The 10,854-nt window shown below is 71.7% G+C and carries 9 protein-coding genes and 2 pseudogenes; 6 read left to right on the plus strand and 5 right to left on the minus strand.

The window, feature by feature from the left end; all coding sequences use genetic code 11:
• Nucleotides 1–33: 33 nt before the first annotated feature.
• The 3 genes from ADL22_RS13215 (at nucleotide 34) to ADL22_RS13225 (ending at nucleotide 2,561) form a co-directional block, all read left to right on the plus strand.
• Entirely contained in the window at nucleotides 34–1,236 is a 1,203-nt protein-coding gene (locus ADL22_RS13215; RefSeq protein WP_066977601.1) for a sensor histidine kinase, read from the plus strand.
• Nucleotides 1,233–1,895 (plus strand): response regulator, encoded by a 663-nt coding sequence (locus ADL22_RS13220; RefSeq protein WP_066977604.1) that lies wholly within the window; start codon nucleotides 1,233–1,235, stop codon nucleotides 1,893–1,895. Before ADL22_RS13215 ends, ADL22_RS13220 begins: the two co-directional genes overlap by 4 nt.
• A 105-nt stretch (nucleotides 1,896–2,000) precedes the next feature.
• Nucleotides 2,001–2,561 (plus strand): GNAT family N-acetyltransferase, encoded by a 561-nt coding sequence (locus ADL22_RS13225; protein WP_066977607.1) that lies wholly within the window; start codon nucleotides 2,001–2,003, stop codon nucleotides 2,559–2,561.
• Here ADL22_RS13225 and ADL22_RS33865 read toward each other — a convergent pair.
• The 4 genes and pseudogenes from ADL22_RS33865 to ADL22_RS35345 all read right to left on the minus strand — a co-directional run.
• Nucleotides 2,530–3,197: pseudogene (locus tag ADL22_RS33865) on the minus strand (phosphotransferase). The gene ADL22_RS13225 and the pseudogene ADL22_RS33865 overlap by 32 nt on opposite strands.
• A gap of 43 nt (nucleotides 3,198–3,240) precedes the next feature.
• On the minus strand, nucleotides 3,241–4,374 hold the full coding sequence (locus tag ADL22_RS13230) for a DUF5954 family protein (RefSeq protein WP_066977611.1): 1,134 nt from the start codon (nucleotides 4,372–4,374) through the stop codon (nucleotides 3,241–3,243).
• A 148-nt stretch (nucleotides 4,375–4,522) separates the two neighbouring features.
• The gene (locus ADL22_RS13235; RefSeq protein WP_066977613.1) at nucleotides 4,523–4,957 is read right to left on the minus strand and encodes a VOC family protein; all 435 of its coding nucleotides are present in this window, start codon (nucleotides 4,955–4,957) and stop codon (nucleotides 4,523–4,525) included.
• A gap of 482 nt (nucleotides 4,958–5,439) precedes the next feature.
• Nucleotides 5,440–5,988, minus strand: a pseudogene (locus ADL22_RS35345) (LysR family transcriptional regulator); the annotation flags it as partial.
• A 153-nt stretch (nucleotides 5,989–6,141) separates the two neighbouring features.
• Between ADL22_RS35345 and ADL22_RS13245 the strand changes: the two are divergent.
• From ADL22_RS13245 to ADL22_RS13255, 3 genes are all read left to right on the plus strand, one after another.
• Nucleotides 6,142–6,831: a hypothetical protein gene (locus tag ADL22_RS13245; protein ID WP_234430674.1), complete on the plus strand. Its 690-nt coding sequence runs from the start codon at nucleotides 6,142–6,144 to the stop codon at nucleotides 6,829–6,831.
• Nucleotides 6,832–6,847: 16 nt separating this feature from the next.
• Nucleotides 6,848–7,735, plus strand: coding sequence for an aldo/keto reductase (locus tag ADL22_RS13250; RefSeq protein ID WP_066977617.1), 888 nt, complete (start codon nucleotides 6,848–6,850; stop codon nucleotides 7,733–7,735).
• 354 nt (nucleotides 7,736–8,089) lie between these two features.
• Nucleotides 8,090–8,740 carry an HAD family hydrolase gene (locus ADL22_RS13255; protein ID WP_066977620.1) on the plus strand — a complete coding sequence of 217 codons (651 nt, stop codon included), beginning with the start codon at nucleotides 8,090–8,092 and terminating at the stop codon, nucleotides 8,738–8,740.
• Nucleotides 8,741–8,785: 45 nt separating this feature from the next.
• Here ADL22_RS13255 and ADL22_RS13260 read toward each other — a convergent pair.
• The coding region (locus tag ADL22_RS13260) for an NACHT domain-containing protein (RefSeq protein ID WP_420711559.1) at nucleotides 8,786–10,854 on the minus strand (2,069 nt) is incomplete at its 5' end.

A 10,854-nucleotide genomic window follows, 5' to 3' on the forward strand; every position in this document is an offset into this window, starting at 1 on the left:
CCGCGCCGCTGGTCAGACGATTACGATCACCTCATGTCCGCCGAGCCGCGTCCCCCGCTGTCCTGGCACCCGCGGCCGGCCGCGCGGGCGGCGCTGGCCTGGTGCGGGGCGATCGCCTACCCGTTCGCCCTCTTCTCCGCCACCCGCGGCACACCGTTCGACTCCCCCGGCGTACCGCTCGTCTCGGCGGCCGCACTCACCGTCCTGCCCGCGGGACTGCTGCGCCGCCGCCCCCTGCCGACCGTGGCACTCATGCTCCTCGCCACGTACGCCACAGCGACAACAAGCCCGTTCTGGCAGGTCGCCTACCTCCTGATCGCCGCGAACGATCTCGCTCTCGGCCACACCGTCGCCACCCGCCCCCGCCGCACCGCGATCACCGCCGCCCTCCTGACGCTCGCTGTGCAGATCGCCGCCGCCGCCCGCCTCGGGAGCGGGCCGGACGGCTTCGCCCGTACGGTCGTGGTCCTCGTTCTCGCCCTCGCCGCCGCCTGGCTGACCGGTCATGCGGTACGCGAACGCCGCGAGCACGCCGAGGCGCTGCGCTCGCAGACCGCCGCCCAGGCAGTCGCCGCCGAACGCCTGCGTATCGCCCGCGAGTTGCACGACATGATCGCGCACAGTATCGGCGTCATCGCCATCCAGGCAGGCATGGGCCGCCGCGTCATCGACACCCAGCCGGACCAGGCCCGCGCCGCGCTGGCCACCATCGAGGACACCAGCCGCGAGACCCTCGCCGGTCTGCGCCGCACCCTGGGCGCCCTGCGCCACACCGAACCAGGCACCGGGCCGCGGCCCGCACCGCGCGAGCCGGCCCCGGGCCTGGCCGACCTCGACCGGCTGGCCGCGTCGACCAGGGACGCCGGCGTCCAGGTCGACATCCGCTGGCTGGGCGAACACCGGGCCCTCCCCCTCCCCCGCGACATCGACCTGGCCGCCTTCCGCATCATCCAGGAGTCCCTCACCAACGTCGTACGCCATGCGAACACCCCCCACTGCCGCGTCACCCTCGCCCGCCGGGACGGCGAACTGACCATCGAGATCACCGATAACGGCCGCGGCGGCAGCCGCACTTCCACCGGACACACCACCACCTCCGGCACCGGATACGGCCTCACCGGAATGCGCGAACGCGTCACCCTGCTACGCGGCCACTTCACCGCCGGCCCGCGCCCCGAAGGCGGCTTCCGCGTGGCGGCCGGTCTCCCCCTCCCCGAAGGAGTGCCCCTCCCATGACGGCCCGCGTCCGCGTCGTACTCGCCGACGACCAGCCCCTGGTCCGCAACGGCCTGCGCGTCCTGATGGCCGACACCCCCGACATCGACGTGGTGGGCGAGGCCGGAACGGGCGCCGAAGCCGTCCAACTGGTCCGGGACACCGAACCCGACGTGGCGGTGATGGACATCCGCATGCCAGGCATGGACGGCATCGAGGCCACCGGGCTGATCACGGCGTCCGCCGCGGCGACCCGCGTCCTCGTCCTCACCACGTTCGACGACGACGAGTACGTCTACGGCGCGCTCCGAGCGGGCGCGAGCGGGTTCCTGGTCAAGGACATGGCGCTGGACGACATCCTCACGGCGATCCGCGTGGTCGCCGCCGGCGACGCCCTGATCGCCCCGAGCGTCACCCGCCGCCTGATCGCGGAATTCGCCGCCCGCCCCTCACCCACCCCGGGTCCCCGCCCCACCGCGAACATCACCGAACGCGAACGCGAGGTCCTCACCCTCGTCGGCCGCGGCATGTCCAACAGCGAAATCGCCGCCCACCTCTACATCAGCGTCGCCACCGCCAAGGCCCACGTAGCGCGCCTCCTCGCCAAACTCCCGGCCCGCGACCGGGTCCAACTCGTCATCCGCGCCTACGAGTTGGGTCTGGTAGCGGCGCCTCGCTGATCGGGCGCGCCATCCCTCCCCACTCCCGGCGCTTCGCCGGCCGCTGCCGCCAGTCAGTCGGATAACCGGTGGCAGCCCCTGCCGCCCCATGGTGACAATCGCGGGATGCCGTCCTTCCTGGAGACCGGCCGTCTCGTCCTGCGCGCCTTCACCGTCGCCGACATCGACCACCTGCACGCTCTGGACAGCGACCCCGAGGTCATGCGCTTCCTCAACGGTGGCCGCCCCACCAGCCGCGAGGCGATCAAAACGCGGTCCCTGCCGCGACTCCTGCACGACTACCCGTGCTGGAACACCCGCGGATACTGGGCCGCGGAGGAGAAAGCCTCCGGCGCATTCCTGGGCTGGTTCGAATTCCGGCCGCTGGAGGACCACAGCCCCGCCGTGGTCGAACTCGGTTACCGGTTGAACCAAGCGGCATGGGGACACGGTTACGCCACCGAGGGATCCCGCGCCCTGATCCATAAGGGATTCACCGACCTTGGGGTCGAGCTGGTCACGGCGAACACCATGGCCGTCAACGTCCGTTCCCGCCGCGTCATGGAAAAGTCGGGCCTGTCCTTCGTCCGGAATACCACCCGGGACTGGCCGGAGGCGATCGAGGGCTCCGAACACGGTGAGGTCGCGTACGAACTCACCCGCAGCGAGTGGGAAGCACGTCAGTAGGCGTCAACGGACCAGGTGGCAACGCGCCTTGGCGCGGAGGTGGCGTGCCCCAGCGGTAGTCGGCCAGGTCGCCCGCGAGTTCTTCCTCGTCGCCGTCGCGGATTGCGTAGCGCGCTTGCTGTAGGGCGAATGTGCCGCGGATGGCGGCGATCCGGGTGCGGAGTCCGTGCTGCGACCAGTCGCCCAGGGCGAGTACCCGCTCCAGGAGCCCGCGGCCATGGCTGGCTCCAATGGCTGCGAGGTCCTCGGCAGGGTCGCCGAGTGCGACCTCGTCCCAGTCGAGGACGCCGGAGAGGAGCGGCAGGCCACCTGAGCATCGTTGAGCGCTTCGGTGTCCAGTGGTTCTCCGGGGATGCGGGTGAGTACCAGGAACGGCGCCTCGTCGGTGCCGTGGGCGCCGCCCCGGAGCAGCGGCTCAGGTCTGCGGAAGCCGAGGTCGAGGCCGGCGAGTGCCTGGAGTGCGGCCACCCGCTCGGGCAGGCGGGCGGCCGCTGCCCGGGTGCGCGGCAGGCACACGACGCGGTCCGAGCCCATGGCCACGGTGTGGAATTGCCCCTGGCGCACGGTGACTTCGTCCGGATTGTCGTCGGGCAGGAGACGGCTCAGCAGAGCGCGATGCGTCGTCGTGAGGCTCATGAGTACCCCATGGATCCTTCAGCCGAGCCATACGCGCACACCGTCAGGGGCCTTCCAGAGGGTAGTGACGCGGGGAGGCTTCCCCCTCCTCGCCCTCCTCGTGCTCGAAATGGACGTTGCCGTCTTCGTCGAGGAAGGGGTGGATGCGGTCGGGCTCCTGGCGGTTGCGGTCCGACGGGCGCGGGCCTTCGGGCCCGTCAGGGCCCCAGCGCACCAGGCGGCGGATGCGGCCGATCCGATAGACGGTGCCCAGGACTTCCAACTCGTTGAGGCGGTCGGCGCGCAGCCGGTCAGCGGCCTGGGCGTACGCGGCCAGCTCCTCGTCCGGGGAGTCGGGGTTCTCGGCGACGTGGGTCCGGGCGTCGGCTTCGTACCCGGCCTCCGGAGGGATGAGTCCGCGGCTGCGCGGGTCCCACCACACCAGGGAAAAGTCCAGCGTCTTCCGGGCGTCGTGCGGACTGCCGTGCAGGCTGCTCGCCGGCTGCCATCCCGGGCGCTTCCGCTCCACGACCATGAATGTCGCGGGCAGCAGGAGGACGTCGGGGTGGGTCGCCAGTGCCCGCCGGGAATCGCGGCGCGCGTCGTCGGGGAATTCGTAGCCGCTGTAGGAGAAGCCGCGCAGCGCGAGCCGTTCCGCGGCCTGGGCCGGGGTGAGCGGCGCGTCGGGGTCCAGGACCAGGCCGTCATCGATCTCCACGTCCGAACCGCCGCGGCTCCAGTCAGGAGCGAGGGGATCCGGGTCGGTCGGGCGCGGCAGCTCGATCCCGTTGGGGCCCACGCCGGCGTACTCCTCAGCGCGCACGACGCGGTAGCGGGTGCCCAGCACGGTGAGTTCATTGACGCGCTCGCGCTCCAGCCGCCCGACCGCCGCCAGCAGGGCACGGCGCTCGGCCCGGTCCTGCGCCTCGTCCTTCGCGCGGAACCACAGCAGTGAGTTCAAGCTGTCGCGTGCCATCTGCGGGCAGCCGGACGACACCGGCACCACCACCCGCCACCGCTGCCCGTCGTCCGGGCCCTGCGCGGCGACACCGAACACCGGTCCGCGGACCGCGATATCACCGGCGCGCACCGCGGCATCAATCGCATCGGCCTCCACAGCGGCCTCGACCGGCTCCACCGGAATCCTGACCACCACCGGCCGCATTCCGCCCGGCCGCACGTCCCCAAGGTCGTCCATGCCCACATCCTGCCGACCGGGCCGTCCCCGCCACACGGCTTTCCGGCAAATTCCTGCTTTCTGCCACCCTGTTTCCTGGATGCTTTACGACAGCAGTTCGACATGACGCACTCGGGGGCGCCCTCCAGGCCGCCCATCCGATGAATCCTCAGTCGAGACAGAACTCGTTGCCCTCGATGTCCTGCATCACGATGCAGGACTCATTAACGTCATCGGCAGGCAGTAGTTGCACCTGTACCGCGCCCAGCGCGACCAGTCGTGCGCACTCGGCCTCAAGTGCGGCGAGGCGCTCTTCGCCCACCAGCCCGGTGCCGGCCCGCACGTCGAGATGCACCCGGTTCTTGACGACCTTTCCCTCCGGAACGCGCTGGAAGAACAGCCGCGGACCCACACCTGAAGGGTCGATGCAGGCGAAGGCCGCGCCTTGTTGGTCAGGCGGCAGCGAGCGATCGAAATCGCCCCACGTGGGAAACCCCTCCGGCGGTGGCGGGACGACGTACCCCAACACCTCGCACCAAAAGCGAGCGACACGTTCGGGTTCCGCACAGTCGAAGGTGACTTGGAACTGCTTGATCGATGACATCGGCGCACCATAGCAGGGGTTCTCCCCTCAGTTCCCGGTGTTTTTCGGCACGTTGCCGCGAGTACGGCCACCTGCCGGCCGCTGCCTGTCTCTCCTCCGCACAGGGGTGAGTCCGCGAGTGATCGGTTGTCAGCCGGCTCAGCGGTCGGGCACGGCTACTCGGCACCCTGTAGTTGCTCGAAGAGTTGGGGCAGTCGGCCGAGGCCGGCGGAGAGACGCAGGACATCGGCGTAGTCCCGGACCGCGACGATTTCTCCCGCGCGGGCCCGGAGGACCAGGACGAAGCCGGAGGTGAAGGGCTCGCCTGTCGTGTGGTTGACCGCGTCGAATTCATGCTCGGCGATGATCACCTCCGGGTCCGCCGTCTCGTGGACCCGTACGTCACGGAAGCCGACCACCGGGGAGGGGTGCGGCGACTTCCAGGCACGGCTGAAACCCGCCCGGATCTCCTCGCGCCCCTCGTAGCGCGCCACCTGCCGCTGCGGGGCGAGGAAGATTCCCAGTCCGGCGGCGACGAGCGAGCGGGCGAAGAAGTAGTCGGTGGTCGTGCCGCGGATCTCCGGTTCGAAACCGGCGCGGTCGGCGTAACGGCGTAGGTGCCTTGGTTTTGAGGCAGCCGAGGACCCAGGGTTCGGCTGCCAGGTCGGTGAGGGCGAGTGACGGGCGGTCGGCGAGGCGGTGCCCCTCGGGCAGGACGACGTGCAGGGGGTCTTCCAGGAGCGCGGTCCAGCGCAGGCCGGCGCTCGGGCCCGGACGCCCGGCGGGCAGCGGGCCGTCGAAGTGGTAGGCGAGCGCGAGGTCGACGGCGCCTTGGCGACGGAGTCGGCGGCACCCACCATGATCTGGCCGGCCCGGGTGAGGGTGGCCCCGCGGGTGCTGCGCGCCACGACCTGGGCGCCCAGGCTGCGTTCCAACACGGCTATGTGCTGGGAGACGGCGGACGGGGTGAGGCGGAGAGCCGCGGCCGCCTTGCTGAAGCTGCCGTGGTCCGCCACCGCCCGCAGAACGCGGAGCCGTTGCACATCGATCAACAGTATTCCTTAAGGCGTTTTCAGTCAGCGGCCAGTTCTGCTGAAGAGGGTAGGTCGGCAAGGTGGGGGGCATGCAACGGAAAGGTCTGCTACACGCCCGTACAGGCCGCGATCGCCGCGCGCGTCTTCGCCGGCCGTACCCGCCGATACGTCATGACCTCCACGATCGAGGTCTACGACCCGATGACCGCCGCGCTGCCGGCCGTGCCGGCGGGTACCCCCGTACCGGAGGAGACCGTGGACCCGGCTGCCTGGCAGGTCGCCATGGACCTGCCTTGGCACGATGCGGCATACCTGGCGGACCACTACGCCGAGGGGAAGCGCCAGGCAGAGGCCGTCCTGGCGCGAGCGCCCGGCTTCGCGTTCGCCGCCGTGCGGAGCGCGCACGTACTGGGCGGCGGGGAACGGGAGTTCACGGGCCGCTTGGCGTACTACGCGGAGCGCGTCTGCCGGGGCGAGGAGATCGCGGTGCACGAGGCGGCGCTGCCGACGGTGTTCATCCACTACGAGGAGTTGGCGGAGCTGCTGCGGTGGGCGGCGACCGCCACCGACTTCGCCGGTCCGGTGAACGCCTGCTCCGACGGTCCGCTCGACGTACGCGGCCTGGCGGCGCTGGTCGCCGCCCGGGCCGGCCGGGAGCCGGTCTTCCGGGTGGTCGCGGCCGACGAGCCGGCTTCGCCGTTCTCCTACGACCGGCATTACGCGATGAGCAACGCGCGGGCGAGGGGACTGGGGTTCGCCTTTTCCCATGTCAGTGATTGGTTGCCTGGCGCCGTCGCGGAGGCCGTGAGTCCATTCTCCGAAGTTCCCTCCGCGTCCCTATCCATCAGCCACCCCGCCTGAAGGAACACCGATCCCCATGCAGCACCACCGCCCCCTCGCCCACACCACCGTCGGCGCCATCGGCCTGGGCGCCATGCCGCTCTCCATCGAGCACCGCCCGGACGAGAGGCGGGCCATCGCCACCGTCCACGCCGCCCTCGACGCCGGCGTCACCCTCATCGACACCGCCGACAGCTACCACTGGCACGCCGGCGAAACCGGCCACAACGAGCTGCTGATCGCCCGCGCCCTGGCCCGCTACGGCGGCGACACCTCCGGCGTCCTGGTCGCCACCAAGGGCGGCCGCGGGCGACCCGGCGACGGCAGTTGGACGGTCACCGGCACCCCGGAACACCTCAAGCGCGCTGCGGAAGCCTCCGCCAAGCGGCTGGGCGTGGACGCGATCGGGCTGTACCAGTTGCACAAGCCGGACCCGGCCGTGCCGTGGGCGGAGTCCGTCGGCGCCCTGCGCGAACTCCTCGGCGCCGGTACGATCCGCGCCGCCGGTATCTCCAACGTCACCACCGCCCAGATCCGCCAGGCACACGCGATCCTGGGCGACGGACTCGTCTCCGTACAGAACCAGTACTCGCCCGCCGTCCGCGACAGCGAGCCGCGGCCGCAGCTGAGCACCGAACTGGGACTGGCGTTCCTGCCGTGGAGCCCCCTCGGCGGTATCTCCCGCAGCTCCCTGGACGGCCCCTCCGGTCCGACCTCGGTGGGCACCGCCTTCCATCGGGTCGCGGCCGAACACGGCGTCAGCCCGCAGCAGATCGCCTTGGCCTGGCTGCTCACCCGCTCCCCCGCCGTGATCCCGGTGCCGGGTGCCAGTCGCCCGGCCTCCATCACGGACTCGGCCCGGGCCGCCGACCTCGTGCTGAGCGAGGCGGAGCCGGCCCGGCTCGATGAGGCACTGCCTGGCTGAGACGGGGCGGGAAGAGGGGTCGGCCGGCAGGACGAGCGCGGGCACCGACAGCGAAAAGTCCCCTCCTCTTACGAGGAGGGGACCTTGCGATGGAGCGCCCGGCCGGCCTTGCACCTGCATCTCCCACCGGTTGGTGGACGTCTTTCCTTGGACCACGGACGCCTGACTCCCACCCGCTGTCCGCGGGCCGAAGCTGCGTCATGATCATATCGCATGGGCGGGGGGCGGTGTCCACTTCCCTGGGTCGTCGAAGGCCGTTGCCTGGCCCACGGCTCGTTAAGGGCTGCCGCCCACCCGGCGGGGCGTCGTACGGTGCTGGGCTGAGCGAGGTCATCGTGAAAGGACGTCCGCGGTATGCGCGCAAGGCTTGCCGGTGTCGGTGGTGTTCCGTACAAGGGGCTGATCCTGGACTTCGTGGGGGTGCTCACCGAAGGGGTGGCCCAGGCGCACGCGGAGTGGTGTGCCGCGCAGGGGCTGGCGCCGCGGGCGTGGGGGGAGACGCTCACCAACCATCCGGAGGCCCGGGCCCACTATCGGGCGCTTGAGGTGGGGGCCATGAGCCAGGCGGAGTTCAACCGGCGGACGGCGGAAGTCCTCGGGCTCGACGACGGTGAGAATCTGATGGGCCGGGTGTGGGCCGGCGTGCGGCCCGCCATGGGGATGATCGCGCTGGCCGAGGCCGCCCGGTCGGCCGGGTACGTGGTGGCGATGCTGTCCAACAGCTTCGGACTGGATCCGTACGATCCGTACGCGCACATCGGGGTGTGGGAGCTGTTCGATGTGGCGGTGATCAGCGAACGCGAGCGGGTGGCGAAGCCTGATCCGGTGATCTACCAGCGCGTTCTCGAGCGGATGGGACTGTCCGCGGATGAGTGTGTGTTCGCGGATGACCGGAGGGAGAATCTGGCGCCGGCGGCGTCGCTGGGGATGCGTACGGTGCCTGTGACGAGCCCGGATGACGCCGTGGTGGTGCTGTCGGAGATTCTTGGGGTGGGGCGTGTCTGATCGGGCTGGTGGGGGCCGCCTCGTGGCCCCCTGGCCGGCCCCGTGTCACCGGCCTCCGGTCTTGCCGGCGCCGCCGGCCGGTGTGCGGTAGGCGCGGGCCAGGTGGTGTTGGAGGCGGGCGTGGCGGAATTGGTAGACGGCGCCGGCCTGGCGGAGGACGCCGCGGTGGTAGGCGTCTTCGAGGAAGGTGAGGACGGACCAGGGGAGCCGGCCGGTCAGCGGTAGCCAGAGGCGGGCGAAGACCGTCCACTGGCCCCAGGAGGTGAGGCTGAAGGTGTAGCCGAGGGCGCCGCCGAGGCCGCTGATGAGGCCGAGTTTGAGGGCGGCGGTGAGGTTCCAGACGATGGGGCCCAGGAGCGTCGAGAGGGGGCCGATCAGGGCCAGCGAGCCGAAGCCGACGAGGAGGCCGAAGACCGGTGCCCAGACGAGGAGTTGGGTGGCGACCGTGCGGCCGTTGGTGCGCAGCAGGCTGACCGGGTTGACGGCGGAGCGGAGGTCGAGGGGGGTCTCGAAGAGGGTGAGCAGGCCGAGGGTGGGGCCGGCGGCCAGGGCGAACATCAGGGCGTAGACGATGCCGTCGCCGAGGCTGCCGGCCAGGATGTCCGGGAGGGGGGCGTGGTACGCCACCCCGTTGATCATGCCGCGTACGAAGCCGTAGCCGATGCCGAAGACCAGGCCGCAGAGCACCCCGATCGCCAGGCGGCGGAGGGGTCTGCGGCCCGTTCTGCGCTCCCGGCCGCGGATCCGCATGCGGACGGCGGACGGCTCCACGGCCGCGTCCCGGGCGGCGACCATGAACCAGTACGCGATTCCGAACAGCAGTCCGCCGAGCAGGCCCGCCACCAGCCCGTCCACGAGCTGGTACGCGAACGGGTCGAAGGGGATGCCGGCGACGCCGTCGACGAGCGCGATGGCCAGGCAGATCACCAGCGCGGTGGCCAGGGTGCGGGTGGTGCGGCGCAGGCCGTGGCCCAGGCGCCACCACTCCAGGTCGGGGGTGTCGAGCCGGTCGAGGTGGTGGGCGAGGTAGCCGAGCCAGTAGCGGGCGCGTTCCGGGTCCCAGGTGCGGAGCGGTCCGCCGCCGGGGCCGGGCTCTGGGCGGGGGCGGTAGGCGGCGGTGGTGAAGTTGTCGAGGAGGTGGTCCTCCAGCTCGCCCGGGGTGCCGAAGCGGTGGGTGTCGAGGAGGGCGGACGGGTCGCCGCCGGGGGTGTCGCTGTAGACGGCGCGGGCCAGGGTGACCATCAGCGGAGTGGTGAGCACGGTGGCGAGGTTGGCGGCGGCCCGGCTGTGGGGCCGCTCGCGCAGGGCGCGCAGGACGGGTTCCCAGGCGGTCGCCGGGCCGCCCCGGCCGGGGGCCTTGCGGGTGGTGCGCGGGAGGTAGTCGGCCAGGTCGTCCAGGGTGAGGTCGGTCAGTTCGACGGCGGCGGAGGAGGTGAGGACGTCGGTTTCGGCCACCGCGGCGGCGTACTCGGCCGGGCGGCTCGTCAGGAGCAGCGGCAGCGTGGTGGCGTTGAGGGCTTCCAGCGCGGGGCGGCGCAGACCGTCGGCGATCTCGTCGAAACCGTCGAGTACGGGGAGGATCCGGCCGGTTTCGACCAGCGCGGCGGCCAACCGCGTCCCGCCGGGCCCGGGGGCGGCGAGGCCGGGGTGGTCGCGCGTCAGCTGGGCGGCGAGCCAGTCCCGGAGGGTGAGGGCGGTCGGATCCCAGGAGCCGATGCTGAAGATGACCGGTACGGCGTCGGCGGGGCCCCTGGACGCCAGGTGGTCCAGGACGAACCGCACGGCGAGGACCGTCTTGCCGGAGCCGGAGCGGCCCAGGACGACCAGGCGTCCGGACGGTATGCGCCGGTAGACGTCGACGACGGCGGCCAGTTGGCCGCTCAGATCCAGGGGGTCGTGGGGGCTGCCCGGGGGCAGGCGGCGGATGTTGGCCCAGTGGTCGGTCAGTTCCTCGGCGACCGGGCGCCAGCGGACCGGGAGCGGGTACGGGTCGTGGACCTGGCGCTGCTCCTCCTCGCGCCGCCAGCGGGCGGCCACGGTTTGGGCGACTTGGTCGGCGATGTGGGTGAGGGCGGTGTGGAGGGGGGAGTCCGGTGGGGTGGGCGGGGCGGGGG

Origin of the sequence: Streptomyces sp. NRRL F-4489 (assembly GCF_001509485.1) — a bacterium.
Lineage (GTDB): Bacteria > Actinomycetota > Actinomycetes > Streptomycetales > Streptomycetaceae > Streptomyces.

Excerpts from the sequence above, each read along its gene's own strand:
- ADL22_RS13250 (WP_066977617.1), top strand. The coding sequence starts at position 6,848 with ATGCAGCACCACCGCCCCCTCGCCCACACCACCGTCGGCGCCATCGGC.
- ADL22_RS13220 (WP_066977604.1), top strand. The coding sequence starts at position 1,233 with ATGACGGCCCGCGTCCGCGTCGTACTCGCCGACGACCAGCCCCTGGTC.
- ADL22_RS13245 (WP_234430674.1), top strand. The coding sequence starts at position 6,142 with ATGACCTCCACGATCGAGGTCTACGACCCGATGACCGCCGCGCTGCCG.
- ADL22_RS13215 (WP_066977601.1), top strand. The coding sequence starts at position 34 with ATGTCCGCCGAGCCGCGTCCCCCGCTGTCCTGGCACCCGCGGCCGGCC.
- ADL22_RS13225 (WP_066977607.1), top strand. The coding sequence starts at position 2,001 with ATGCCGTCCTTCCTGGAGACCGGCCGTCTCGTCCTGCGCGCCTTCACC.
- ADL22_RS13255 (WP_066977620.1), top strand. The coding sequence starts at position 8,090 with ATGCGCGCAAGGCTTGCCGGTGTCGGTGGTGTTCCGTACAAGGGGCTG.
- ADL22_RS13230 (WP_066977611.1), bottom strand. The coding sequence starts at position 4,374 with ATGGACGACCTTGGGGACGTGCGGCCGGGCGGAATGCGGCCGGTGGTG.
- ADL22_RS13235 (WP_066977613.1), bottom strand. The coding sequence starts at position 4,957 with ATGTCATCGATCAAGCAGTTCCAAGTCACCTTCGACTGTGCGGAACCC.